The sequence below is a fragment of the Pseudomonadota bacterium genome (assembly GCA_016711215.1).
Classification (GTDB): Bacteria; Myxococcota_A; Polyangia.
The window spans coordinates 202,674-227,629 of the sequence record JADJTL010000002.1 but is presented as its reverse complement, the minus strand read 5'-3'; the positions used below and the strand labels follow the sequence as shown (position 1 = coordinate 227,629).

The 24,956-nt window shown below is 72.3% G+C and carries 20 protein-coding genes and 1 pseudogene; 12 read left to right on the top strand and 9 right to left on the bottom strand.

Features of this window, described 5'->3' with window-relative positions:
* Window positions 1-6: 6 nt before the first annotated feature.
* The 3 genes from tssE to IPL40_06065 form a co-directional block, all read right to left on the bottom strand.
* The gene (gene tssE, locus IPL40_06075; protein ID MBK8480724.1) at window positions 7-429 is read right to left on the bottom strand and encodes a type VI secretion system baseplate subunit TssE; all 423 of its coding nucleotides are present in this window, start codon (window positions 427-429) and stop codon (window positions 7-9) included.
* Between the two features lie 248 nt (window positions 430-677).
* Window positions 678-2,582 carry an N-acetylmuramoyl-L-alanine amidase gene (locus tag IPL40_06070; GenBank protein ID MBK8480723.1) on the bottom strand — a complete coding sequence of 635 codons (1,905 nt, stop codon included), beginning with the start codon at window positions 2,580-2,582 and terminating at the stop codon, window positions 678-680.
* Between the two features lie 237 nt (window positions 2,583-2,819).
* Window positions 2,820-3,428 carry a protein-L-isoaspartate O-methyltransferase gene (locus tag IPL40_06065; GenBank protein ID MBK8480722.1) on the bottom strand — a complete coding sequence of 203 codons (609 nt, stop codon included), beginning with the start codon at window positions 3,426-3,428 and terminating at the stop codon, window positions 2,820-2,822.
* A gap of 286 nt (window positions 3,429-3,714) precedes the next feature.
* On the opposite strand from IPL40_06065, the gene miaB reads away from it, so the two are divergent.
* From miaB to IPL40_06050, 3 genes are all read left to right on the top strand, one after another.
* Window positions 3,715-5,025: a tRNA (N6-isopentenyl adenosine(37)-C2)-methylthiotransferase MiaB gene (gene miaB, locus IPL40_06060; GenBank protein ID MBK8480721.1), complete on the top strand. Its 1,311-nt coding sequence runs from the start codon at window positions 3,715-3,717 to the stop codon at window positions 5,023-5,025.
* A 32-nt stretch (window positions 5,026-5,057) separates the two neighbouring features.
* A complete protein-coding gene (locus IPL40_06055; protein MBK8480720.1) occupies window positions 5,058-6,374 on the top strand; it encodes an HD domain-containing protein in 1,317 nt (438 codons plus the stop codon).
* A 117-nt stretch (window positions 6,375-6,491) separates the two neighbouring features.
* Window positions 6,492-6,815: a hypothetical protein gene (locus IPL40_06050; protein MBK8480719.1), complete on the top strand. Its 324-nt coding sequence runs from the start codon at window positions 6,492-6,494 to the stop codon at window positions 6,813-6,815.
* 25 nt (window positions 6,816-6,840) lie between these two features.
* Here IPL40_06050 and IPL40_06045 read toward each other — a convergent pair whose 3' ends face one another.
* Entirely contained in the window at window positions 6,841-8,835 is a 1,995-nt protein-coding gene (locus IPL40_06045; protein ID MBK8480718.1) for a hypothetical protein, read from the bottom strand.
* Window positions 8,836-9,136: 301 nt separating this feature from the next.
* Here IPL40_06045 and ispG point away from each other — a divergent pair.
* Window positions 9,137-10,375 (top strand): annotated as a pseudogene (ispG, locus tag IPL40_06040) (flavodoxin-dependent (E)-4-hydroxy-3-methylbut-2-enyl-diphosphate synthase).
* 69 nt (window positions 10,376-10,444) lie between these two features.
* Here ispG and IPL40_06035 read toward each other — a convergent pair.
* From IPL40_06035 to IPL40_06020, 4 genes are all read right to left on the bottom strand, one after another.
* Window positions 10,445-10,981 carry a hypothetical protein gene (locus tag IPL40_06035; protein ID MBK8480717.1) on the bottom strand — a complete coding sequence of 179 codons (537 nt, stop codon included), beginning with the start codon at window positions 10,979-10,981 and terminating at the stop codon, window positions 10,445-10,447.
* Between the two features lie 31 nt (window positions 10,982-11,012).
* Window positions 11,013-11,708: an HAD family hydrolase gene (locus IPL40_06030; protein ID MBK8480716.1), complete on the bottom strand. Its 696-nt coding sequence runs from the start codon at window positions 11,706-11,708 to the stop codon at window positions 11,013-11,015.
* Window positions 11,705-12,133, bottom strand: a complete 429-nt coding sequence (locus tag IPL40_06025; protein MBK8480715.1) for an HIT domain-containing protein — start codon at window positions 12,131-12,133, stop codon at window positions 11,705-11,707. The genes IPL40_06030 and IPL40_06025 overlap by 4 nt, the downstream gene beginning before the upstream one ends.
* 127 nt (window positions 12,134-12,260) lie before the next feature.
* A complete protein-coding gene (locus IPL40_06020; protein ID MBK8480714.1) occupies window positions 12,261-12,401 on the bottom strand; it encodes a hypothetical protein in 141 nt (46 codons plus the stop codon).
* Window positions 12,402-13,951: 1,550 nt separating this feature from the next.
* Between IPL40_06020 and malQ the strand changes: the two genes are divergently transcribed.
* The 5 genes from malQ to IPL40_05995 all read left to right on the top strand — a co-directional run bounded on the left by malQ (window position 13,952) and on the right by IPL40_05995 (window position 19,938).
* Window positions 13,952-15,532: a 4-alpha-glucanotransferase gene (malQ, locus tag IPL40_06015; protein MBK8480713.1), complete on the top strand. Its 1,581-nt coding sequence runs from the start codon at window positions 13,952-13,954 to the stop codon at window positions 15,530-15,532.
* A 120-nt stretch (window positions 15,533-15,652) separates the two neighbouring features.
* The gene (locus tag IPL40_06010) at window positions 15,653-17,035 is read left to right on the top strand and encodes an FAD-dependent monooxygenase (GenBank protein MBK8480712.1); all 1,383 of its coding nucleotides are present in this window, start codon (window positions 15,653-15,655) and stop codon (window positions 17,033-17,035) included.
* Entirely contained in the window at window positions 17,019-17,939 is a 921-nt protein-coding gene (locus IPL40_06005) for an ABC transporter substrate-binding protein (GenBank protein ID MBK8480711.1), read from the top strand. The genes IPL40_06010 and IPL40_06005 overlap by 17 nt, the downstream gene beginning before the upstream one ends.
* Before the next feature lie 113 nt (window positions 17,940-18,052).
* Complete coding sequence (locus IPL40_06000; GenBank protein MBK8480710.1) at window positions 18,053-19,066, top strand: iron ABC transporter permease; 1,014 nt, start codon at window positions 18,053-18,055, stop codon at window positions 19,064-19,066.
* Between the two features lie 26 nt (window positions 19,067-19,092).
* A complete protein-coding gene (locus IPL40_05995; GenBank protein MBK8480709.1) occupies window positions 19,093-19,938 on the top strand; it encodes an ABC transporter ATP-binding protein in 846 nt (281 codons plus the stop codon).
* Window positions 19,939-19,985: 47 nt separating this feature from the next.
* Here the strand turns inward: IPL40_05995 and IPL40_05990 are convergent, their stop codons facing one another.
* Complete coding sequence (locus IPL40_05990) at window positions 19,986-20,294, bottom strand: polyhydroxyalkanoic acid system family protein (GenBank protein MBK8480708.1); 309 nt, start codon at window positions 20,292-20,294, stop codon at window positions 19,986-19,988.
* A gap of 278 nt (window positions 20,295-20,572) precedes the next feature.
* On the opposite strand from IPL40_05990, the gene IPL40_05985 reads away from it, so the two are divergent.
* The 3 genes from IPL40_05985 (at window position 20,573) to IPL40_05975 (ending at window position 24,943) form a co-directional block, all read left to right on the top strand.
* Window positions 20,573-22,486, top strand: coding sequence for a serine/threonine protein kinase (locus tag IPL40_05985; protein MBK8480707.1), 1,914 nt, complete (start codon window positions 20,573-20,575; stop codon window positions 22,484-22,486).
* A gap of 145 nt (window positions 22,487-22,631) precedes the next feature.
* A complete protein-coding gene (locus IPL40_05980) occupies window positions 22,632-23,657 on the top strand; it encodes a PEGA domain-containing protein (protein MBK8480706.1) in 1,026 nt (341 codons plus the stop codon).
* Complete coding sequence (locus IPL40_05975) at window positions 23,654-24,943, top strand: hypothetical protein (GenBank protein ID MBK8480705.1); 1,290 nt, start codon at window positions 23,654-23,656, stop codon at window positions 24,941-24,943. Before IPL40_05980 ends, IPL40_05975 begins: the two co-directional genes overlap by 4 nt.
* Window positions 24,944-24,956 lie beyond the last annotated feature (13 nt).

Below are 24,956 nucleotides of genomic sequence, written 5' to 3'. Positions count from 1 at the left end.
CCCGCCCTAGCCGCCGCCCACGCGCACGTGGCCGGTGGGCTCGACGATGCTGCGAAAGACGGTCGGAACCTGGCCGTGACCGGTGACGACGCTGGCCGTGATGCTGAAGCGCAGCTCGAAGGCGGAGCCCTGCTCGCCGCCCTCGTCGAAGGCGACGTTGACCTCCTTGAGGCGCGGCTCGTAGCGTTCGATCGCACGGCGCACCGCGCTCTCGATCGCCTGGCCCGATTGACCGCCGCGAATGAAGTCGCCGAAGCTCGGCACGCCGAACTCCGGTGCGCTCTCCGAGCCGCCGTAGACGCTGTTGAGCAGGGTCTGGAGATGCTCGCGGATCGAGTCACGAAGCTGGCGCAGGTCCGCGTTCAGCTCGCGCTGATCGGGCGGGCCGGGCGCTTCGAGCCGCTGCAGCAAGGTGCGCGATGCAGGCATGGTGTCGGTGGGGGCGGCGGCGCCCGCCCGGCGATGATAGCACCAGCGCTCAGCGGTGGCCGATCCAGCTGATCGGCGCCGCGCGGCGGGCCCTGCGCCGGGGCTGCAGCCAGGCCCCCAGGCCAAGGCCCGCGGGCAGCAGACTCCAAAGGGCGCCCTGCAAGATGGCGCGTCGGCCGACGCGCGGCGTTTCGGCGCCAGGTGCGCCAGGTGCGCCTGCTGCGCCTGCTGCGGCACCTGCTTCCCGCTCAGTCCGGATAGCCATTGACGAGGTCCTCGAGCTCGAGCTGCTTGCCCTGCTCTCCCGAGTAGAAGTCCTCCGCATCCGTCATTTCGTTGGCGGACTCGCTGTCGACGGTGAGGTGCGAGGGGGCGAGCTGGCCGAGCCAGCGATCGGCGCCCTCGATACCGGCCGCGCGCGTCGCGGTCTCGCGCTGCTGGAGTTGCTTGAGCCAGAGCACGAAGCCGATCGGATGATAGGCGTAGACGACGCCGTCGCGTGGCAGCCCGGCGTGCTCGGCGACGGTGCGGGTCCACCAGGTCGTCGGTGTGATCTGCTGGGCGATCATGCGCTGGCGTTGGGCCGGCGGCAGCGCGGCGAAGTCGGGCGCGCGGGCCAGCTCCTCGGCCCAGCCGCCGGGGGTCCATTCGGAGAGGTGCCGCACCACCAGGCGCCGCAGGTCCTCCCGCCGCGGGCTGAGCCGAAAGAAATTCCGCAGCTCGCGACGGCTGAGGCGGCCGTCGGGCCGCTGGCGGCCGAGGGGACGGTCGATGCGGCGCAGGATCGCGGGCTCGTCACAGAGGCGCCGCTTCCCGTCGCTCTCGATTACCTCCCAGGCCGCCGGATCGATCCGGCGGGCCAGCTCGTCGGCGCTGAAGATCGCGAAGTGCAGCTGGGCCTGGCGCTGACCCGCCGGTCCCGCCTCCGCGACGCTGGCGATCACCTCGCCGGCGTCAACCTCGAGCCCGAGCAGCGCCAGCTCGCCGCGCGCGAGCGCGGCAGGCGCGGGCCCATCGGGCAGCCGGTCGATCCAGGGCAGCGCCGGGCTGCCGGGCGCCCCGAGCTCGGCGGCGCCGGCGACATGGAAGTAGAGCGAGAAGAAGGTCAGCGTCTGCTGGCGCAGCGTGGTTTGATGCCGCAGCAAGACGAAGCTGCAGCTCCCCAGCGGGCAGGGCGGTCCCAGCCGCGCCGCGACGATACGCCCGCGGGCGATCGCATGCACCGGATCGCCCTCGGTCGCCGGCAGGTGCACCCCACCATGCCAGAGCCGCGAGTCGCCGAGCGGGCCCACCGGGAAGTAGGCATGGGCATCCTGCTCACTCAGCTCGAAGTAGCGCGCGGCCTCGCGTTCGAAGGCCAGGCTGGCCGCGCCCCGATCGCTGGCGACGCCGCTGAGCGGAAAGGTCAGGCGCGAGCCGATGCTGCCGAAGAGGCGCGGGAAGTCCCAGGGCCCCGGATCCCACTTGTTGAGGCTGATGTGATAGTGGCCGAGGAAACCGCGAAAGGCGCGGGGCTCGTCGAGGCGCGTCCACACGGCGCTGCCGTTGGCGCTGGGCGCCGCCAGCGGCAGGTCGAAGATGCGCGTCAGCGCGCGACCGAGCCGCCCCATCGCCTCGTACTGCGCATCGGTGAAGTCGTAGCAGAGAAACTGCGCGCCGTGGACGGTGCAGGTCACCGTGGGCCGCGCCTTGGCATAGGCGTGTGGACGGCGGGCGGCGTCGCCGAGGTTTTGCAGCTCGATGCCGATCGCCACCTCATTGACGCCCGCGGCGTGGAAGGCGCAGTGCAGCAGGTCCAGCGTCTGGTAGATCGTCCCATCGGTGTCGACCATGAAATGCACGGAGAGCCCACGCTCGTTGTGCAGGACGTCGAAGCACATCGCCGCGTCGCGACAGCCGTCGAGGTGCACCGTCACCTGGCGCACGATCTGGCGCAGCTCGCCGAGGCGCGCCGTGGGGCTGATCCGTTGCCGGAGGCGCCAGCGCGAGCTGCGCTGCGCCAGGCCCGGCGCCGGGTCGCGCGCGAAGACGCGGCTGATGTTGTCGGTGCAATGGGGGACGTAGGCGCTGAAGCCGTCACTGTCCTCGAAGGTCACCACCGGATGGTCGATGGCGAGGCGCTGACCGCAGACGATGATCTCGGAGCCCGGCACGAGAACATTGTAGCGCGCTCGGCTTGGGCGCGTCGCGCCGCTCGAATCGAAGGCAGCGATCCCGTCAGGGCGAGCGTGGGCAAGGGCTCCACCAGAGGCACGAAGTTGGCCTGGCGTTTCGGTGTCCAGAGCACGGTGTTCCCCGCGCGCTCGCCGACGCCCAGCCAACCGGCCAGCGGCGCGACGATTCGACCGCCATCGACGAGCTGCGCGGCGAGGCGCGCGATCACCCTGCGCTCACCGACCGCCGCGGCAAACGATGATGCGGTCGAAAGGCGCCGCGCCCGGGAGGCCCAGAGAGCCGTCCGCGAGCGCGCAGCGGACGTTCGTGTGGCCCTGTTGCAGCAGCCGTTGTCTCGCCGCGACGACGAGCTTAGGGTCGAGTTCGACCGTGTCGAGGTGCCCCGCTCGGCCCCTTCCTGGGTGCGCGCCGAGCCGCTTCAGCATCGTTGCGAGCACGGCCGCCCCGTAGCCGCTGCCGGTGCCGATCTCGAGCACCCGATCGCCGGGCGCGAGCTCGAGCCACGCGCTCATCGCGGCGACGGTCAGCGGTCGGCTGACGCTGCTCTCGGTGGTGTCGGAGTCGAGGGGGATGGCGTGGTCTCCGGCGAAGTGCCGGCGGTACCCCGCGGGCACGAACTGCTCGCGGGGTACGGCGCCCATCGCCCAGAGCACGCCCTCGTCGGTGATCCCCTCCGCGCGCAGCGTCTCCACCATCGCGCGGCGTTCCGCGGCGAAGTCGACGAAGTCGAAGAGGGCCCGATCGGCCCGCGCCCCTGGCGAGGCGCCGAGGAGGCAGCCGGCCAGGCAGAGCGCGGTCCAGCTGGGCTGAGCGATACGAAACACGATCGATCCTCGATAGGTCCTTGGATCAGCCAAGGGCCCGGGCAAGCAAGAGCGCTGCCCCAGAGCAGGGCTAGACCACCTGGGCCCTCTAAGCACGCCGGATGCCAACTCGCACGGGGCTCAAGGAGCGTCGGGCGGCGTCGCCCGGCGTCGCGCGGCCTCGGGCGCTTCCCGGGGGCCAGGGACCCCGCTCCGCGCCCCGCCCTGCGGCGCCGCGGTTTGCGCCCCGCGCGGCGCCTGCTAGATTCTCGCCGGTAACCGCCCCCTGCGCGCTGGATGTCCCGCCGTGAGCACCGCTGTCTACATCGAAACCTACGGCTGCCAGATGAACGTGGCCGATTCCGAGCTGATGGCTGGCGTGCTGGCCGGCGAGGGCTTTGTCCTGGTCGAGCGCGAGGAGCAGGCGGATGTGGTGTTGCTCAACACCTGCGCCGTCCGCGAGCGCGCCGAGGAGCGCATCATCGGCCGCCTGGGCTGGCTCAAGAGCGCCAAGGCGGCGCGGCCCGAGCTCGTGCTGGGGGTGGTCGGCTGCATGGCCGAGCGGACCAAGGAATCGCTGCTGGCGCGCGCGCCCTATGTCGACCTGGTCATCGGTCCCGACGCCTATCGGCGCCTGCCGCAGCTCCTGCGCGAGGCGCGAGCCGAGGCCCAGGACCCGCTGGTCGACGTGCGCCTCGACCGCCGCGAGCTCTACACCGGGATCGATCCGCAGCGGGCCGACGGGGTCAGTGGGTTCATCACGATCATGCGCGGCTGCGACCGGTTCTGCTCGTTCTGCATCGTGCCCTTCGTGCGCGGGCGCGAGCGCAGCGTGCCGCCCGACGAGGTGCTGCGGCAGGCCGAGGCGATGGAGCAGCAGGGCTTCCGCGAGCTGACGCTGCTCGGCCAGACCGTCTCCGGCTATCGCGTTGGCGAGGTCGGCTTCGCCGAGCTGCTGCGCGCGCTCCACGCGCGCACGACGATGCGGCTGCGCTTCACCTCGCCCTACCCGACCGATTTCGCCGATCCGCGGCTGCTCGACACGCTGGCTGAGTTGCCGCGGGTCGGTCGCCACCTGCACCTGCCGCTGCAGAGCGGCAGCACGGCCGTGCTGGAGGACATGGGGCGCGGCTACAGCGCGGCGCAGTATCGGACGCTGATCGCCGCCGTGCGCGCGCGGCTGCCCGACTTCGCCCTCTCGACGGATGTCATCGTCGGCTACCCGGGCGAGACCGAGGCCGACTTCGCGGCGACGCTCGCGCTGGTCGAGGAGGTCGGCTTCGACAGCGCCTTCATGTTCAAGTACAGCGAGCGCGCCGGCACGCGCGCCTCACGGGCGCGGCCCGATGATCTTCCCGACGCGGTCAAGGTCGAGCGCCTGGCGCGACTGCTCGCGCTGCAGGAGCGCAGCAGTCGGGCGCGGCACGCGGCGCTGATCGGCCGCACGGTCGAGGTGCTCGTGACGGGGACCAACCCCCGTGACGCGCAGACGATGCTCGGGCGCACGAGCTGCTTTCGCACGACGGTCGTCGCCGGCCCGCCCTGTGCGCCCGGGACGTTGCTGCCCGCCCTGGTGCATCGGGCTTCCGCTCACACGTTATTCGCCGGCGCTGCCTGAGCCGGGGGGAGCCGCTCGTGCGTGCCGAGCCGATTCACTTTCGCGATCCGATCCACGGCACGATCGCGCTCAGCCCCGACGAGCTCGCGCTCGTCGAGAGCCCGGTCTTTCAGCGCCTGCGCGGCATCCGCCAGCTCGGCTTCGGCGATCAGGCGTTTCCTGGCGCCACGCATACGCGCTTCGCGCATAGCCTCGGCGCGATGCAGATGGCCTCGCGGATGTTCGACGCGGTGTTTGCGCCGGGCGACGAGGGTGTCCTGCCCGAGGGCGAGCGCCGCCGCCTGCGCCAGCTCGTGCGCCTCGCGGTGCTGCTCCACGACCTCGGCCACGCCCCGCTCTCGCATGCGACCGAGGACTGCATGCCGCCGCGCCGCGCGTTGGGCCTCGACTGCTTCACGGCGGCGGAGCAGCTCGAGCGTGCGACCCATGAGGATTACACGGTGCTGCTGCTCTTGGCCTCGCCGCTGAGGCAGACGCTGGAGCAGCGCTTCGCCCCGCTCGGGCTCGGCGCCCACGACGTGGCGCAGCTGATCAGCCCGCGCTTCGCCGCGCGGGCCGCGTCGCTGGTGGTGAGCGGCATCGACTTCGCGCCGCTGCTGGCCCAGATCGTCAGCGGCGAGCTCGACGCCGATCGGATGGACTACCTGCAGCGCGATTCGTTCTACGCCGGCGTCAATTACGGCAAGTTCGATGAGCAGTGGCTGCTCAGCAACCTGACGCTGCACGTCGAGGACGCGCGCGCGCATCTGGCGCTGGCGCACCGAGCGATCTTTGCCTTCGAGGACTTCCTGCTCAGCCGCTATCACATGTTCGTCAGTGTCTACTACCACCACACGGCGGTCGGCTTCGACACGATGCTGGGGCGCTTCATCGAGGAGGAGCCGCAGGCCTTCGCGCTGCCGACCGACGCCGAGCGCTACGTCGCCTGCGACGACATCACGCTCTGGACGATCCTCCGCGCGTCGCCGAACCCGTGGGCGCGCCGCGTCGTGGCCCGTGACCTCTACCGGCGCCTGCTCGAGCTGCACACGGCCGATGGCGCCGCCGAGATCGCGGCCTTGCAGGACGCGCTGCGGCACGCCGCCGTGGACTTCTTCATCAGCCGCGACGAGGGCGTCCTCAGCCGCTACTACGGGGCGGGTCGCCAGCCGCCGATCTTCGTGATCAACCGCGCGCTGCAGCGGGTCAGCCGCATCGAGGAGTACTCGCCGCTCTTTGAGCGCTACGCCCAGCCAGCGCGGCTGACGCGGGTTTACGTGCGCCCCGACCAGGTCGCGGCGGCGCGCGCCTGCCTGACGACCGCCCTGCCGCCGACGATGGGCGAACAGCTGCGACTGGCCTGGAAGTAACGGGCGCTCGCGCGCTTGATGAAGGCGGGGCGGGCGCAGGTGCCGTGGTCGCGCTGCCCGCGACCTCGTACAATGGGGGCTGGGGCACGCAGCGACGAAGGGGGGCCAATGATGCCGATGATCAGGTCGATTGTTTCCGTGGGCGGCGCGCTCGTGCTCGCACTGGTCCTCAGCGGCTGCGCGCGGGCCTCCGCCGAGCATGCCGCCGAGCATGCCGCCGAGCATGCCGCTGAGCATGCCGCCGAGCATGCCGCCAAGGATGCCGCCAAGGATCTCCCGAGCACCGCGAGCTGCAACGCGGCCTGCTACGCGGCCAAGTCCGAGGCCTACCAGCGCTGTCGCAGTGTTCCTCCAGCCCAGCGCCCAGCGCGCACCGCGTGCTTTCGCCAGGCCGACGCCGAGCTCGCGCGCTGCCTGCGGCTCTGCCCCCCCTCGTCCTGAGCCGTCAGCGCTCGGCCTCGCCCGGCTAGAGGGCTTGCTGCTGCTGCATGTGGCTATGCGGTGCGTCGTGGCCGCGGGGCGCGCCGCTCGGCCCCTTGGGTCGTCCGCCGGCCGGCGGCAGCTCGTCCTGATAAACCTGTGACGGCTTCTTGACGTACTCCTCGATCGGCTGCTTGAGCGTGCCGCGGATCGTGCCCTCGAGCACGTTGACCGGCAGCGGCGGCGTCAGCTCGTAGTAGTAGCCGCGCGTGTGCAGATTGATCTGAAACTCCTCGCCGCGGTGCTCGAAGCGGTGGGTATAGGCCAGGCGGAGCTGGCCGATGCGCTTGAAGTTTCGGTGGCGCAGCACGAAGGAGAAGAGCCGTACCGCCTGGAAGTTACGCAGGCGGTGGCAGCCGTGGGAGAAGCCGCTGAAGACGCTCATGTAGTTGACGGTGCCGTGGGTCCGCACCTGGTTATCGGCGCCGGCAGCGGTGACGTGAAACGCCGCCACGAGGCCGTAGGCCGAGGCGTAGCCCGGCCCGAAGGCGCTCTGGGCCACGCGCAGGCCGCTGCCGCCAGCCTTGATCAGCTCGCGGCCAGGGGTGACCTTGGGGGGCACCCAGACCGGGCCGGCAACGACATGCTTCCAGACGCGGCTACCGACGTCGGAGACCTTGTACTTGTAGTACTCCTCGTTGCCGCGCATCTCCTTCTGCCAGCTCCCGATCGTGGTGCGCCAGCGCACCAGCGGAATGAGCTGGTCGCGGTAGCGCGTAAAGACCGTGACCGCCGGCAGGCGGGAGCGGGGTTGCGCCAGCCGGCCCCCGCGCTCGTCGAAGGGCAGGTCGTACCAGACGTCGCCACGGTCGATCACCACCGAGAGGTCCATCGCCCGCGTGTGGTACTCGGGCAGCGTCGGCAGGCGCACGCCGACCAGGAGCCGCGTGAAGCCCTCGCGTCCCGGCTCGCGCACGAACTCGAGCCCGCGCAGCGCGTCGGTCAGGCCGAGCGCCTTCAGCGTGGCCTGCGCGACCTGGCTGACGAGGTCCTGCACGCGCTGCGTCTTGCCGTCCGCGCCGCGATAGCTGGCGGTCACGGTGCCATCCTCGACCACACCGGCGGCGCTGACGGCGCGCTCGGTGATCACGCGCTTCAGCGCTTCGAAGTTATTCTCGCGCGCGCTGCGTCCGAGCGCCTGCGCGGTGTCCTCGTGAATCATGCCGGCGCCGTAGACGTTGTGCTTGCGCTCGAAGCGGCGCAAGGCCTCGCGCACGGCCCAGGTCACCTGCCCCGGCGCGACCTGAGGGACGCGCCCCTCGTAGAGGCCCTCGCAGGCGAGGCGCTGATGCATCGCCGTCAGCGCGCGCCGCTGCCACTGCAGCCGTTTGTAGGTCGCTGCCGTGCGGCGATAGGTCGGGTCGAGCAGCAGGCGCTCGAGGTTGCGCGTGCCGCTCGCGCGCTGCGCGGCCACGAAGGCGGCCCGGGCCTGCTGATATTGCTGCTGCAGCCGCGCGCTGCCGGCCTCGTCAACGACCCGCACGGGCCCCTGATAGTCGTGAAAAACCGTCGGGTCGAGGGCGGCGAAGCAGGGCTTGGCCTCGTCCTCGAGCCAGCGCTGGCGCAGCACGCCGAGCGAGGGCGGGATGCCGTAGACCTCCAGGTGGTTTTGGCGACCGCGCCGCAGTCGGGCGCCGTCGAGATCGATGCGGTCGTTGGCCAGCGCGATGTAGTCGTCGAGGTACTCGTTCGGCTTGCTGTCGCGCTCACCGGGCGTCTGCGGCCAGAAGATGATCGGGGCCCAATCGTCGCTCAGATCGACGATGGTGAAGCCGAGACGGCGTGCGTCGTCGAGGTCCATCGCGCGCCGCTGGCCGTCCAGATAGGCCCAGACGCGCCGCGACGCGGTCACCTGCTCCGGCGGTCGCGGTTGCCAGGCCATGACGGTGGGCGCTTGGGCCGGACTGCGGCTGCTCGCGCCGAGGCTGCAGGCCAATAGACAGACAATCAGCACGCCGGAGCGGCGTCGGGCACGGGTCAACGGCGAGCTCCTTCCCAGACCGAGGGTCGTCCCGCCAGTGCGGGCGTGCGGATTGTATGAGCCGCCCGCGCCCGCGGGTCAATTCCCGGACCGGCGCCTTCCGGCAACGCGCGGCGCCCGCTGGCCCTCGCGAGCGCCAGCCCGCATTTGCTAGCCGTCCGGTGCCCGCCTGCGGCGCTCGTGATGGCAGTGGTCGCTCGACCGGCAGCCATCAGCCACGGGCCGGCCGGTGCTTGCCTTGGTCGGGGAGTTCGGTCAGGCTCGCGCCAGGGTCGTCAGAACCTAGCAGGTGGGCCAAACGATGATTCAGGGACAACGCCGAGCGGCGGTTGCGGTGCGGGTGGGACAGGTCGTGATCGGAGGGTCGGCCGCGGTCGTCGTGCAGTCGATGACCAACACCGACACGGCCGATGCGCCGGGCACGGCGGCTCAGGTGGCCGCGCTGGCGCGGGCCGGCTCCGAGCTGGTGCGCATCACGGTCAATCATGAAGAGGCCGCGCGGGCCGTGCCGGAGATCCGCCAGCGCCTCGACGACGCGGGCGTCGACGTGCCGCTGATCGGCGACTTCCATTACAACGGCCATCAGCTCCTGCCGCAGTTTCCGGCGCTGGCGCAGGCGCTGGCCAAGTACCGCATCAACCCCGGCAACGTCGGCGCCGCACGCCGCCACGATGACAATTTCCGCACGATCATCGAGCAAGCGGTGAGCCACGGCAAGGCGGTGCGGATCGGCGTCAACTGGGGCTCGCTGGACAAGCAGCTGCTGACGCAAATGATGGACGAGAACGCCAAGGCGACCGCGCCGAAGACCGGGCGCGAGGTGATGATCGAGGCGATGCTGGCCTCGGCGCTGCGCTCGGCCGAGGCCGCACAGGGCTACGGGCTGGGGAAGGACCGCATCGTACTGAGCGCCAAGGTCTCGACCGTCCGCGACCTCTAAGAGGTCTACGAGCGCCTGGCCGAGCGCGACGACTACGCGCTGCATCTCGGCCTGACCGAGGCCGGGATGGGCGCCAAGGGGATCGTCGCCAGCACGGCCGCGCTGGCGCCGCTCCTGGCCCGCGGCATCGGCGACACGATCCGGGTCTCGCTGACGCCGGCGCCCGGCGGTGATCGAGCGCTCGAGGTCGAGGTCGCGCAGCAGATTCTGCAAACGATGGGGCTGCGCGCCTTCACGCCCTCGGTGACGGCCTGCCCCGGCTGCGGGCGCACGACCTCGACGCTCTTTCAGGAGCTGGCGGCCGAGGTGCAGGACAACCTCAAGCAGAAGATGGTCGAGTGGCGGGCGCGCTATCCCCAGGTCGAGACGCTACGCGTCGCGGTGATGGGCTGCGTGGTCAACGGCCCCGGCGAGTCGAAGCACTCCGATATCGGCATCAGCCTGCCGGGCACGGGTGAGGCGCCGCGCGCGCCGGTCTACGTCGACGGCAAGTTGCAGTGCACCCTCGAGGGCCCCAGCATCGCCGCCGACTTCGGGCGCCTGGTCGACAGCTATGTCGAGCGCCGCTTCGGCCCGGCGCCGCAGGTCGCCGCCGACTGATAGCCCGGCGATCGATTGCCAGCGGCTGCCAGCGGCGCTGGCCGCGTGGCCCCAAAACTCAGCAGGCGCCTAATGCGGACGCTCGAGCGCAGCGAGCGCCTCGAGGACCTCGCGAAGCAGCCAGCGATTGGGATCGCAGAGCTGGAGCTGCAGGCCGAAGGGGGCGTGGGCGCAGGCCCCGTGCAGCGCCTGGGCCAGCGTCTCGGCGGAGATGCCGCCGTGCGCCATACCAATCGGCTCGAGCGCGGCGCTGGTGAGCTGGCGGCGCGAGAGCTCGTCCATCAGCGCGACGAGGCCGCGCGTCACGCCCGCGGCCTCGACGATCGGCCGCGCCTCGAGATCGTAGACGACGACGTCGAGCAACACGCGCGGGACCAGGCCACGCACGACGATGTCGCCGACCGCCCAGACGTCGCGCGCCGAGCGCCGCAGCAGCGCGGCGAGGGGCTCCGAGGTCGCGGTCGCGGTGGTGTCGGGGTTGAGCACGCGGTGGCGGTCCTCGGCCAGCGCGACCACCGGCGCGGAGGTGGTCAGCGGATGGCGCGCCACGCCCTCGATGCGCACGCGCTCGCCGACGTAGGCGGGTTTGACGGGAAAGCCAGGCATGCGCGAGGTTTCCTGGGGCGCGTTGGGCCCGCTAGCGAGGGTCCTCAGGCAGCTCGGCTTGCCCTGGCAGCCAGTTCAACAGCGCGGCGGGTTGCTCGAGGAGCTGGGCCGTGTTGCTCTCGCGGAGCTGCTCGGGGCGGAAGCCCCAGAGCACGCCCACCGGCACCATCCTCGCGGCGCGCGCGGTGTCGAGGTCGATCGCCGTGTCGCCAACGTAGAGGCAGCGCGTGGGTGGCACGCCGAGCGTCTCGGCGATGGCTAGAGCGGCGGTGGGGTCGGGCTTCTTCGGCACCCCCTCCCGGGCGCCGCGCACCTCGGCGAAGGGCGCGCCGGGAAAGAGCGCGGCGACGATGCGCAGGGTCAGGTCGTCGGCCTTGTTGGAGAGCACGGCCAGCCGCAGGCCGCGCGCGCTCAGCGCGTCGATCAGCGCGCTGACGCCGGGGTAAGGCCGCGTTTGCTCGAGCAGGCAGTCGCCATAGCGTCGGCGCCAAAGCGCGACGCAGGCGCTGAGGGAGGCCGTGTCGCGGCGCTCGGGTGGCAGCGCGCGCAGGGCCATCGGCTCGACGCCGTCGCCGATGAAGTGGCGGTAGGCCGCCGCCGGATGGACGGGTAGGCCGAGCTCGGCGAGCGCGCCGTTCATCGCCGTGCTGATGTCCGCCAACGAATCGACGAGGGTCCCGTCGAGGTCGAAGATCACCGCCCGCGGGTGGTTGCCGCGGGCGCTCATGTCGCGGTCGCGGCGACGGCCGCAGCGAGGCGTGCGGCAAGCGTCGCACCCTCGGCGCCGTCGAGCCGGCCGGCGGGCCACCCCACCCCCAGCCCGCGCTCCGCATCGGGCTTCGGGATCAGATGGAAGTGCACCTGCTGCACGGCCTGATGGGCCACGCTGCCATTGTTCTGCAAGACGTTATAGCCAGGCGCGCCGGTGACGGCGATCAGGGCGCGGCACAAGCGCGGCAGGACGCGGCCGAGCGCGGCCGCCGCGTCATCTGAGAGCACGTCGAGCGTCACCGCCGGCTCCTTGGGAATCACCAGCAGGTGCCCCGCCGCCAGCGGGTTGACGTCGAGAAACGCCAGCACCTGCGCGTCCTCATAGACGCGATGGCAGGGCACCTCGCCACGAAGGATACGAGCAAAGATCGTCTCGGTCATGGCGGCAATCTAGCACAGCGCGAGGATGCGGCATGGACGAGGACGCCGTTGAGCCAAGCGCGCCGCCCCTGGGAGCGCCACAACACGGGGGCACCCCGCCCACAGGCGTCTCAGGTCAGCGTCGGCGTCACTGGAGGGTGGCGTTAGCGCGAGGGCCACTGGAGGGCCGCAACGCGACGAGGTCGCCCGCGAGGTCGGCCAGCTCGCCGCTGAAGCGAGCAGCGTCTCCGCCCATCGGCACGGTCGGCATGGTCCGCATGGTCGGCATGGCGCCGCGCACCTGAGCGCTGAAGGAACCACGGCGCGATCGAGAGCCAGCCCTGTCCCGAGGCGACCGATTGGCGGGAAGCGCGCGCAATGCCGCTCCAAGGGCCGTCATGTCATCGCAGCGACCTTCGCAGGCGGCGGCGTATTGAAAGCGAACGTGTTGATCCTGGAGTTGACCGTCCAACGTAGCCAGACGTCCCCCTCTACTTGGGCTACCTAGCCGCCCGGCATGTCGGTTCATCGCCGCGGCCGCGGACGAAAGGCGATCCCGCACGAGCTGTGTGAGGGCACGGATCCGCAGCCCGGTCGCGTGCAGCTGGGCATGCTCCAGCGGCCGCTTCGCGGCGGGGCGGAGCTGGTCGAAAATCCGTGCTTGAACACCGCGTTCACGGTCGCGTCCAAGTAGTAGCCGGTTCGCGGCCGAGGTTAGGCCGTGGCCGGTCGCGCGTCGATCAGGCGCGCTGAAGCGCGAAGCGGGTACCCGGAGTGGGCGGTGGCCGGGGCTAGCGATTCCGAACGCGCCGCCACGCGCGGCGCCCAAGCCGCCAGCTGGCGCGCCCGCCTTCGATCGAGCGTTACGACTGAACGGCGCCTGATCGTGGCGCGCTGGCTCGGCCATCGCTCGTCCAGGACGACCAGGAAATTCCTGGCTCTGCTCACGACGAGGCAGCGGGTCACCGAGGCGCTGGCGCAGCCTGTCCTGGTGAGTCCGCAATCCCCGGTTGGTTGGCAACCCGTCCTGGAAGCCGTCCTGCCTGTCCTTCACCATCGGCAGGGCCGCCGCCGGCGTGCTGCCGCCCGCGGCGAAGGCCAGGGCGAGCGCCAGGGCGCAGCAGAGCGGGCTGCTCGACTTGCGACGCCGTGCGCGACCGATGGGCGAAGGACCTGTTGGTGAACGACTCATCTCGCTCCGACTACCCAGTCTGGCGCTCTCGTCTGGCGCTCTCGTCTGGCGCTCTCATCTGGCGCTCTCGTCTGGCCCTCTCGTCTGGCCCTCTCATTTGGCGCTGGCAGAAACAGGCCCGCGAACCCTGATCTATAACCGATCCTCGCGCTTCCCGCCAACGGCTTCCTTCGTACCCACTTGCCGTGCCCGCTGGCGGGTTCGTTGCGGGCTCGTCGCGGGTCGCGGGCTCGGCGGATCCGGCGGCGGCCTCGTCGAGCCCGCATCGCTCGGGCCGAGGTCTCACGCAAGCACCCCACGTGCCACGAGGCAGGCCAGCGCATGGAGACGGTGCATCGCGCCCGGCAGCGCCGGCCGGGCGCGTCGTGAGCGCCGGCTTGGGGCCGGCCACGGGCTCAGCCGTAGCGGAAAAGCCTTGTGGTTGCAGAGAGCCATTCCGACGGCGGCCCACCGCCCGGCGGACCGCTTCGGCGCCTCGTCCGGGGCTCCTCGGCGCAACCCTCCGTGCTGGAGCCCTGCCGAGCGGGGGGCCGGTGGCCGGGAGGGCGGCCGCCGCTGCTCGGCGCGCCAGCCGAAAATCGGTGAGCGGTCCACCGCCGCGGAGACAGTTCTGTTACATTGCCGCGCGCAGCCGGGAGGGCGGGGCGATGGAGTTGGAACGTTGTAGCGGGGTGGTGCTGCACCCGACGGCGCTGCCGGGGCCTCAGGGCATCGGTACCCTGGGCGATGCGGCCTTTCGCTTCGTCGACTGGCTGGCGTCGGCGGGCCAGCAGCTCTGGCAGCTCTGCCCGCTTGGACCGACCGGCTTCGGCAACTCCCCCTACCAATGCTTCTCGGCCTTCGCCGGCAATCCGCTGCTGATCGACCTCGAGCGCCTGCAGCGCGCGGGCTGGCTCAGCGCCGAGGACCTGCGGCCGGAGCGGCCCTTCGACGGGACGCGCGTGGACTACGAGCGCGTGATCGCGTTCGTCTGGGCGCGCCTCGCGCGGGCCCATGCACGCTTCGGCGAGCGTGCCACGCCGGCGATGCGCGAGGAGCTGGCGCACTTCTGCAGCGAGCAGGCGGCCTGGCTCGACGACTTCGCGCTCTTCATGGCGATCAAGAGCGCCGCGGGCGGGGTCGCCTGGGATAACTGGGAGGAGCCGCTGCGCCTGCGTGAGCCCGCCGCGCTCGCAGCGGTCCGTGCCGAGCGGGCCGGCGGCATCGCGCTGCAGAAATTCGTCCAATACCTCTTCTATGGCCAGTGGCAGCAGCTCCGGGCGCATGCTCAGCAGCAGGGCGTGCGCTTAGTCGGCGATTTGCCGATCTACGTGGCCTACGACAGCGCCGAGGTCTGGGCCCAGCGTGAGCTCTTCGCGCTCGACGCGCAGGGCCGGCCGACCGCGGTTGCCGGCGTGCCCCCGGACTACTTCAGCGCCAACGGCCAGCGCTGGGGCAACCCGCTCTACGACTGGGCGCGGCACTATGAAACGGGCTTCGCCTGGTGGACCGCAGTGGTGAGGGCTAAGCTCGCCCGCTACGACCTGCTGCGCATCGATCACTTCCGCGGCTTCGCCGCCTATTGGGCGATCCCCGCTGACGAGCCGACGGCGAAGCACGGTCGCTGGGAGCCGGGCCCGGGTGCGGCGCTCTTCTTGGCGCTGACGAAGGCGCTCGGCCCGCTGCCGATCCTGGCCGAGGACCTCGGCGTGATCACGCCCGATGTGATCGCGCTGCGCGAGCAGTTCCACTACCCCGGAATGAAGATCCTGCAGTTCGCCTTCGACTCGGCCGAGGCGAGCGAGTTCCGGCCGCATACCTATCCGCCGCGCTGCGTCGTCTACACCGGCACGCATGATAACGACACGATCTGTGGCTGGTACGCCAAGGCCTCGGCCGCCGACCGCGCCTACGCCGAGGCCTATCTCGACGCCAGGAATCCCGAGGTCGCCTGGGACTTCTTGCGCGCCGCGTGGGCCTCGCCGGCCCTGGTGGCGATGGCGCCGCTGCAGGACGTGCTCGGCCTGGGCAGCGAGGCGCGCTTCAACGTGCCCGGCACGCTCGCAGGCAACTGGGAGTGGCGCTGCGCCGAGGACGCGCTGACCCCAGCGCTGGCAGCGCGGCTGAAGCGCCTGAGCGATGTCTGCTGCCGCGCCGACGACCCCTTGCGCAAGCCGAAGCCGCGCTCGGCGCCCCTGGCGGGGGCGGGACCGGGACAGGGTCATGGGCAGGGTCATGGGCAGGGTTGACTTGGGCGGCCGGCGCTCAGCACAATCGCGCCGCGGCGGCCGGATCATGGGCAGCTCGCAGGCCGTGAGCCCCCGACGTCCGTCGTGCGCTAGGCGAGGGGAGCCACCAAGGTGTCGATGATGTCCAGCCATGATGTCGTGATTGTCGGCGCCGGCGTCGCGGGCGCGGCCCTGGCGGCGCGGCTGGGGCGCGCGGGCCGGCGCGTGCTCTTGCTCGAGCGCGATCTTCGAGCGCCTGATCTATTCGTGGGTGAGCTGCTGCAGCCGGGCGGCGCGCGCTCGCTCGAGGCGCTGGGCCTGCTCGGCTGCGTCCAGGGTATCGACGCCCAGCGCACGCGCGGCTTCGCCGTGATCCACGGCGAGGAGCAGCGCGCGTTGGCCTATCCAACGGGCAGCGACGGCCAGCGCGGCGCACCGGTCGAGGGCTATGCCTTTCACCACGGACGCTTCGTCATGCGGCTGCGCGAAGCGGCTGCCGCGGCGCCGGGCGTCGAGCTGCGCTGCGGGACGGCCTCCGAGCTGATCCGCGCCGGCACGGCCGCCGATGCGCGCGTCACCGGCGTGGTCTACCGCGACCGCGAGGGTCACGAGCAGCGCTTGCAGGCGCAGCTCGTGGTCGCCGCCGATGGTCGCAGCTCGCGATTGCGCCGCTGCGTCGGCGCGGAGGCGCCCGCGCGCCTCTCCCACTCGGTCGGCGTGCTGCTGCGTGGCGGCGTGCTGCCGCACGCGCAGCATGGGCACGTCTTCGTCACGCAGCCGGCCCCGATCCTTGGCTATCAGATCGGCAGCGATGAGGTTCGACTGCTGGTCGACCTGCCCGGTGAGCTGCCGCGCGGGCGCGGCGATGGCCTCGTGCAGTTCCTACGGACGACGACGGCGCCGCAGCTCCCCGAGCCCCTGCGCGCTGCGTTGCTCGCCACGCTCGAGGCGGGCGAGCTACCGCGCGTGATGCCGACCTATGCGTTGGCGCCGCGGCCAGTGCGCCTGCCCGGGCTGGTGCTCCTCGGCGACGCGCTCAACATGCGCCACCCGGTGACCGGCGGCGGGATGACGGTGGCGCTCAACGACGTTTGCCTGCTGGCCGAGGGCCTCGCGACGGTCGCGCTCGGCGACAGCGTCGCCACCGAGCGCACGCTCACCCGCTTCTACGAGGCGCGGCGACCCTTGGCGCTGACCATCGATGGGCTGGCCGGGGCGCTCTACGAGGTCCTGCGCGCCGACGAACCCGGGCTCGAGCGGATGCGCGCGGCGATGATGCAGTACTGGCAGTTCGGCGGATTCGCGGCCACCGGGCCGATGTCGCTGCTCTCCGGCCTGAGTCCGCGGCCCGCGCTGCTGCTGCTGCATTACACGGCGGTGGCGTTGCTCGGCGTCGGCGGTAGCTTGGTGCCCGTACCCGGCGTGCACGTGGGCGGGGCGCCCGATGTCCGCGGTGCCGCGCAGCTCGCACGCGCCGCCTACAAGACGCTCGAGCCGCAGCTGCGGCGTGCCTTCGCGCACTAGCGCGCTGGTGCTCGCGGCCTGCGTGCTGAGCGCGGGCTGCGAGGGCGGAGGCGCTGCGGCGCCGGCCTCGGATGGGCGAAGCTCGGCCGATCGTGCGCCTGCGCGGCGCATCGCGGCCTTGGCGCCTGCGCTCAACGAGGTGCTCTTCGCGGTCGGCTGCGGGGCGCGCGTGGTGCTCCGCGACCCGGCCTCGGACTACCCGGCGGCCGTGCGCCGCCTGCCGACCACCGACCCCTTCTCGCTCGTCGTCGAGCACGTCGCGAGCTTTCGGCCCGACCTGGTGCTGCTGAACCACGTCGACGCGCGCCGCGCCCGCGGCTTGCAGCGGCTTGGCCCGCGGGTGATCAGCTTTGACCCGCAGTCGGTGGCCGCGGTGCTCGAGGCGATCGTGGCGATCGGCCGGCTCTGTGACGGCAGGATCGCGGCCGAGCACCTGGCGGGTCGCCTGCGGCAGCGGCTGGCGGCGGTGGCTGCGCGGGTTCGGTCGCGGCGACCTCCGAGCGTGTACGTCGAGCTCGATGGCAGCAATCCGCTGCAGCCCTGGACCGTCGGCAGCCGCTCCTTCATCGCCGATCTGGTCCGCCGGGCCGGCGGGCAGCCGATCTTTCAGTCGGTGGCGCGCGCGGCCTGGCAGGTCAACGCGGAGGCGGTGCTGCGCGCGGCGCCCGAGGTGATTCTGCTCAACGTGCCGCTGGCCGATCGGTCAGCGCTCAGGCGCGCGCTGCTGCTGCGGCCGGGCTGGGCGGAGGTGCCTGCCTTGCGCGACGGGCGTATCGTCGACGGCATCGATCCGTCGCTGCTCTCGCGCCCGAGTCCACGCCTGGTCGAGGGGGTCGAGGCGCTCGCGCGCGCACTGCATCCGGCGGCCTTCGACGCGCGGAGCGAGGCGGCCACCACTCGCTGAGTGCGCGCCTGACGCGCCCCCGCCCTCAGCTCACTGGAGCGCCGCCAAAGCGGCCAGGGCGCGCGCTTGCCAACGGCCTCGCGATGACCCAACCTGCGCGGCGAGTCACCCCAATGCGCCGCCGAGCTCCGCTGCTGACCGCTGGTTTCTTGCTGCTGATCGCGATCGCGGCCTGGGTTGCCCTTGGCCTCGGTGTCGACGCGGCCGGGCGCCGCTATGACCTCGATTGGCCGCGGCGCCTGTTGAGCGCTGACGACGGTCTGCGCGCGCCCCTCGTCCACCTGCGCGGGCCGCGGGTCGCAGCGGCCTTGCTCGTCGGCGCCGCCCTCGGCGTTGCGGGGCTGGCGCTGCAGGGGCTGACGCGCAATCCGCTGGCCGACCCCTATCTGCTGGGCGTCTCGGGGGGCGCCGGCCTGGCCGTCGTGCTGCTGCATAGTGTGCCGGGCCTGGGGGCGGCGCTCGGTTGGGCGGCCCTGCCCTTGTCGGCCTTCGTCGGCGCGCTGGCCGCGCTGGCGCTCGTGCTGACCCTGGCGCAGACGGCCGGTGGTCGCCTCTCGCTGGTCAGCCTGCTGCTGGCGGGGGTGGTCGTCAACGCCTTCTGCGCCGCGCTGATGACGCTGCTGCTCACCCGCGCTGACCCCTTCCGGCTGCGGCTGACGACCAGCTGGTTGCTCGGCGGCATCGGCTTCGTCGACTGGCCGCAGCTCGTGGCCTGCACCCTCTTGGCCGCTGTGGTCGGGGTGCTGCTGCGGGGTTGGGCCCACCGCCTCAACGCCTTCGCGCTCGGTACCGCTGCGGCGGGCGGCGTGGGTCTCGACGCGCCGCGCGTCGTGCGCGAGGTCGCGTTGCTGGCCAGCGTGCTGGCGGCGGTGGCCGTGGCGGTTGCCGGCCTGATCGGCTACGTGGGGCTGATCGTGCCGCCCTTGGTGCGGCGCTTGGTCGGCAGCGATTTTCGCGCCACGCTGCCGGCGGCGGCGGCCGGTGGGGCCCTGCTGGTCCTCGTGGCCGACACGGTGGCGCGTACGGCGCTGGCGCCGGAGGAGCTGCCGGTCGGCGTTCTGACGGGCCTGCTGGGCTGCCCGTTGCTGCTGGTTCAGCTCAAGCGGCAACTACGCCCGGCGCGTTGAGCGACCCTCTGGGGCGGAGAGGGCGCTTGCGCGAAAGCCGGCTCAAGGACGACGGAAGGGTGATGGTGGCAGACGAGCATCGCCTTCGGCCCAGGCCCGCCGCGGCCTTCGCGCCCGCGCGCGCGGGCGAGCCGCCTCGCCTCGAGCTAGAGCAGCTGCGCTGGGGCCGAGCGGCACAGGCGCCGCTCGGTGCGCTGGCCGCGCTGCGCCTCGTGCGGGGCGAGGCGCTGGCGGTCGTGGGACCGAACGGCGCCGGCAAGACGAGCCTGATGCTGACGCTCTGCGGCGCCTTGCCCGCCCTCGCGGGTACCCTTCGACTCGGTGGGGAGGCGCTCGCAGCGCTGGCGCCGCGCGCGCGGGCTCAGCGGGTCGCGCTGCTGCCGCAGACGCTCGCGCTCGATCCCGAGCTGACAGTGCGCGAGCTCGTCGAGCTCGGGCGCACACCCCACCTTGGCTGGTGGGGGCGGCTCGCACCGGAGGATCATGCGGTGGTCGAGGGCGCGATCGCGCGCTGCGATCTGCAGGTCCTGAGCGAGCAACCCTTGGGCCGTCTCAGCGGCGGTGAGCGCCAGCGCGCGCTGGTGGCGATGACGGTGGCGCAGCAGGCGCCCCTGCTGCTGCTCGACGAGCCGACGACGCACCTCGATCTGCGTTGGCGGCATCAGCTCTTCGAGCTCTTGCAAGGGCTGCGGCGCGACCTCGGCGTCGCCGTGGTGATGGTGCTGCACGATCTGGCCGAGGCGTATCGCGAGGCCGATCGCGTGCTCGTGCTCGGCGCGGGCCGCGCCGAGGAGCTGGCGCGCGACGAGCCGGCGCGCTGCGAGCGTCTGGCGACGGTCTTCGGTGTGCCGCCCGATCGCCTCGGGGTCTGAGCGCCCGCGCGTTCGCGTGGCTTCGCGCCGGCGCGGCGCGGGCCTGATCAGCCGCGCTTGCTGCGCAGCTGCTCGACCGAGGTGGCGGGATTGAGGTACTCGCTCAGCTTGCTCTCGACATAGGGGCGACCGAGCGTCTCGGCGAAGAGGCCGCTGGCCTTGATGTCGCCCCGGAGCTGCGTCGCCTCGACCTGCAGCGTGCCGTCGAAGCTGATGCCGCGCACCTTGCCGGAGAGGGTCGCGCAGTCGCCCTCCCAGCTCGCGTTGACGCCGTGTTTGCCCCAATGCTCGGTCAGCAGCCGCAGGCGCTCACGCACCTCGTCGGCCGGCAGCGTGAAGTTGCGTTCGATCTTCATCGTCCACCCCGTGAGTCGTTGAGAGGGTCGCTGATCGCTTCGAGGGTAACGCTGGCGTCGCGCGCTTGGTCGCGCGAGCGCCCGCAACCGCCCGCTCTTCTAGCGAAGCAAGCGCCAAGTGGTCAACTGGCCAAGTGCTCAACTGGCCAAGTGGTCAACTGGCCAAGTGGTCAACTGGGCGCCCGCTCGTTCACCTCAGAGCGGCCGCCTGCAGTCGTAGCTCCGCCTTGTTGGGGATCGCCTGCTACCGTATGTTTGCCGCGCGTGGGGAAAGCACCGTGTCCATCGACCCCCTGATCGGCCAGCGCATCGGCAACTACGTGATCACCGCGCCCTTGCAAGAGGGCGGGATGAGCACCGTCTATGTCGCCGAGCACCCGGAGATCGGGCGGCGCGTGGCGGTCAAGGTCGTCAGCGAGGCCCTCAGCGACCAACCCGACGCCGTCGATCGCTTCCTCGCCGAAGCGCGGGCACTCTCGCGCCTCGACCATCCGAGCATCATCGCCCTCTACGACTTCGGTCGCACCGAGGGCGGCCAGCTCTACTACGTGATGGAGCTGCTCCGGGGTTGCGAGCTGGCGGCGGTGATGGCCGAACGCGGACCGATGCGGCCGGAGGACGTGCGTCCCTACCTGCAGCAGATCTGTGTGGCGCTCCAGGTGGCTCACGATCACGGCATCGTCCATCGCGACCTCAAGCCGGAGAACGTCTTCGTGCTCGAGCGCGAGCCGCTGGCGCTCAAGCTGCTCGACTTCGGCATCGCCAAGATCAAGGGCCGCGAGGGCGACAAGAACCCCAACCTGACGGCCACCGGCATGGTGATGGGCACGCCCTTCACGATCGCGCCCGAGCAGGCCGCTGGCCGCCCCGACCAGATCAGCGCGCGCACCGACGTCTACTCGCTCGGCGCGGTCGTCTACTGGATGTTGGCGGGCCACCCGCCCTTCTTCTCCGAGGTCACCGCGCTGGTGCTGGCGCAGCACATTCGTGAGCCGCCGCCGCCGCTCGCGCGCGTGGCGAAGCATGTCGGGCCGGCCGTCGCCGAGCTGGTCGAGCGCTGCCTGGCCAAGGCCCCGGCGCAGCGGCCGGCCTCGGCTGCCGAGCTCAGCGTGGCCTTCGCGGCGGCGGTCGCCGCGGACGCGGTCGCCGGCGCGAGCACCCCCCGCGCCGAGGCGCTGGTGTCGGCCCAAACGATGGGCGAGACCCGCGTGCGTCGCCGTCCCCGCTCCGCCCCGGCCCGCCGCAGCGCGTCGCTTCCGCCACCAGCCGATGATTCGACGCCGACCGACAAGGGCGCGCTGCTGGGACCCGAGAGCTTCAGCGACAGTGGCAGCTCGGCCTCCGCCCGCGGCGAGGACGATCGCCTACATGACACTGATCGCCTACACGACACCGATAGTCAGAGCTGGGACGCGACCCACGGTGGCTTCAGCTTGCCCGCGACGCGGCGCGTCTTGCGTCCGGCGCGCGTGCACCCTCGGCGCGGATCGCGCCTCGTCTGGGCGGGAGGGGCCGCGCTCGGGTTGCTCGCGCTCTTGACGCTCTGGGTCTGGGTCGCGTCGCCCCCGCGGGGAGCCCCACGCGCGGGCGTAGCAGACCTGCAGCGGCCGGCCGCGCCGGCAGCCGCGCCGCAGGTCGTGCCGGCCAGGTTTGGCGGGCCCCGCGCGACGGGCGGCACATCCCCGCCAGCGGAGGCGCTGGAGCCGGCCCGCGTCGGGCTGCGCTCGGTCGAGGTGGTGGCGCGTGACTTCGAGGGCCGCTGCCGCCTGCGGGTCGAGCGTGCTCGGCTCGGCGAGCAGCGCCTGCCCTGTCAGCTTCAGGTCAGCACGGGTCAGCAGGTGGAGCTCGAGGTCCTGCGCCCCGGATACGCCACCTTTCGCCGGCGCTGGCGCGTCGAGCACGATGAGCGCCTCGTGCTGCGGGCGCTGGTCGCTGCGCAGCGCATCATCGAGGTCAAGGCCGCGCCGACGGGGAGCGCCGAGGCGCTGGCGGCCGACGACCTCGATCCGCTGTGGTCCGAGCTCGACGACGGGCTGCCGGCCGCCCGGGGCGAACGCCCGCCCGCACCACGCCCGCCGCTGCGCGCGCGCCGCGCGCGGCCGCCCGCGCCGGCCGGCAACGCGCCCGAAGGGAGCGACGGGGCAGGGTCGCGCGCGCGGCCGCTGCTCGGCGAGGACACGGCGGCATTCTGACGCGACGCCGCGACTCGGCCCCTGGTCTCCTCACCGCGCGCGGCCGGTCGAGATCGCGCGCGACCGCGCCCGCTACACGAGCCCGCGCCGCGCGTTCCGCGCCGCGAGGCGCCGTGTTAACCTCCACCGCGCTGATGTGGGTTGTATGCGTTGGTTCTTAGCCACCTCGCTGACGGTCTTGACCCTGCTGCACGCGCCGCCGCTCGCCGCGGAGGCCACCGAGAGCGTGTCTGCCGTCCGCCGGTCCAAGGCGCTCTTCGACGCCGCGCGCCTGGAATACCGCGCCGGGCGCTATCGACCGGCGCTCGAGCTCTTCACGCGGGCGCTGAAGCTGACCTGGCGGCCGAGCATCGTGCTCAACATGGCGCAGTGTCACCGCCGGCTCGGCAATGACGAGGCAGCGCTTGCCCACTATCGAGAATACCTCGCGCAGTGGCCGAGCGAGGCCTCGGGGCGCGCACCTCCCTTCGCTGCCGAGGTGAAGCGCCACATCGCCGCGCTGAGCGCCAGGCTCGAGCGCGATCGCCGGGCGGCTGCGGTGGTCGCGCCCGCGCGGGGCGCGGCCAGCGGCGCGTCGCGGGCGCCCGCGGCCGCCGAGGTCTGGGGCGCAGCCGCGCCCAGCGCCAGCGCGACCCAGGGGGAGCTCTGGCTCGTCGGTGCACCGAGCGGTGCCTGGGTGCGAATCGATGGCGAGCTGCGCGCGCAGGTGGCGCTGACCGACCTGCGGCTCGAGCTGACGCCTGGCGATCACGCCCTCGAGATCCAGGCCGAGGGCTACGAGCTCTGGCGCCGCATCGTCACCGTCGCGGCCGGCCAACCGCGGCGCGAGACGGTGACCTTGCGCGCCGCGCGCATGCCCGGCCGGCTCTGGCTCGCGGCGGGTATCGGCAGCGCGTCGCTGGTGCTCGCCGCCGAGGCGCTGGCGCTCTATTCTACCGCGCAGGCCAATCGTCAGCTCCGCAGCACCCGGGCCTTCGAGACCTATCGCGCGCGTGCCATCGTGGCGCACGCTGCCGCCGGCGTCCTGGCCGCCGCCAGCGCGGTGAGCTGGTGGCTCTTCTACCGCGCGCAGAACGCCAGCGAGGAGCCCCCCGCCTCACCCGTCGGCCCCTCGCTCTCGATCCTGCCCGGCGCCGCCGGGCCGCTGGTCGTCGGCCAGGTGGTGTTTTGACGCTCGCCCAGGCGCTGATCGCCGGTGACCGCGCGGCCGTGGCGCGTGTCGCGCGCTCGCTGCTGCGCCCCCAGTCTGACAACCTGGTCGCGCGTCCGTGGGGGGGGCGAACCCTCGAGGCCTACAAGGGCATCGCCGCGGCGCCCGGCGGCGAGACAGGCGGGCCCTGGGGCGAGGCCTTCGAGATGGCAGCCTGCGAGCTCGACCCCGAGACGCGGGCCCATCCGAGCCGCGTCACCCTCGCCGACGGCTCGACCATGGTGCTGGCCGAGCTGCTGCGCCATGCCGGGCCCGCCGTGCTCGGCGCGGCGTATTTCGCGGCGCATGGCCCGCAGCTCTCGCTCTTGCCGAAGACACTCTCGATTGGCGAGCTGCTCTCGGTGCAATCGCATCCAGCCGGTTATACGGAGGCCTACGTCATCATCGACTGCGCGCCCGGCGCGACGCTGCGCCTCGGCTTCGCGCACGCCCTCGACCCCGCCGCGTGGGGGAGGCGGCTGACGGCCGGGCTGGTGGCGCAGCGGGCGCTGACGGCGCTGCTGCGCCCCGACGTCGACGCCCTGGCGCTCCAGGCGCGCGTCGGACCGTGGCTCTGCGTGGGTGAGCAGCCCGGGAGCGCCACGAGGCCGCCAGAGCTCGACCCCTGGCTCGCCGACCGCGCCACGTCGCCCCAGGCCCAGATGCTGCTGGCCGAGCTGCGGGCCGTCTATTGGGAGGCGCTCGGGGCGCTGAATGCGATTCCCTTGCGTCCAGGCCTGGTAATCCACAACGCCAACCCCCCGCGCGTGGCGCAGGCGCTCGGCCGGCCGCCCACGGCTGAGGTCCATGCGCTGGGCAATCCCGAGGGGCGCGAGATCCTCGCGTTCGAGGTCCGCCGCCCGGGACCGACCTATCGGGCCTGGGATCACGTGCGCTGGCCCGCGCGCGCGGTCGCGATCGATCAGGCCTTGGCCGCGCTGAGCTTCATTCCGACAAGCGCGGACGAGTTCATCGTCGAGCCGCGCCCGCTCGCGGGACAGCCGCGGATCTGGCGCTCGGTGGAGGATGACGCCTTCGTGCTCGATCACCTGCGGCCGACCGAGGGCCTCTGCGTCAGGCTCGAGGCCAGCGAGCAGCTACAGCTCTTGCATGCGCTGCGCGGCGTGGTCACGATCGCGCACGACGACGGCACGGACCTCGGCACGCTCAGCGCGGGCGCGTCGGCGCTCGTGCCCGCGCGGCTGGGCCCCTGTCGCCTGCTCGCTCGCGACGGCACGGCCGAGCTCTTGCGAGTGCATCCGCGCTAGCCCCCAAGCGGGC

Coding starts and splice junctions, on each gene's coding strand:
- IPL40_06050 (MBK8480719.1), top strand. CDS start 6,492: ATGATCAGGTCGATTGTTTCCGTGGGCGGCGCGCTCGTGCTCGCACTG.
- IPL40_06025 (MBK8480715.1), bottom strand. CDS start 12,133: ATGACCGAGACGATCTTTGCTCGTATCCTTCGTGGCGAGGTGCCCTGC.
- IPL40_06030 (MBK8480716.1), bottom strand. CDS start 11,708: ATGAGCGCCCGCGGCAACCACCCGCGGGCGGTGATCTTCGACCTCGAC.
- IPL40_06000 (MBK8480710.1), top strand. CDS start 18,053: ATGCGCCGCCGAGCTCCGCTGCTGACCGCTGGTTTCTTGCTGCTGATC.
- IPL40_05980 (MBK8480706.1), top strand. CDS start 22,632: ATGCGTTGGTTCTTAGCCACCTCGCTGACGGTCTTGACCCTGCTGCAC.
- IPL40_06010 (MBK8480712.1), top strand. CDS start 15,653: ATGTCCAGCCATGATGTCGTGATTGTCGGCGCCGGCGTCGCGGGCGCG.
- IPL40_05990 (MBK8480708.1), bottom strand. CDS start 20,294: ATGAAGATCGAACGCAACTTCACGCTGCCGGCCGACGAGGTGCGTGAG.
- tssE (MBK8480724.1), bottom strand. CDS start 429: ATGCCTGCATCGCGCACCTTGCTGCAGCGGCTCGAAGCGCCCGGCCCG.
- malQ (MBK8480713.1), top strand. CDS start 13,952: ATGGAGTTGGAACGTTGTAGCGGGGTGGTGCTGCACCCGACGGCGCTG.
- IPL40_06035 (MBK8480717.1), bottom strand. CDS start 10,981: ATGCCTGGCTTTCCCGTCAAACCCGCCTACGTCGGCGAGCGCGTGCGC.
- IPL40_06020 (MBK8480714.1), bottom strand. CDS start 12,401: ATGCCGACCATGCGGACCATGCCGACCGTGCCGATGGGCGGAGACGCT.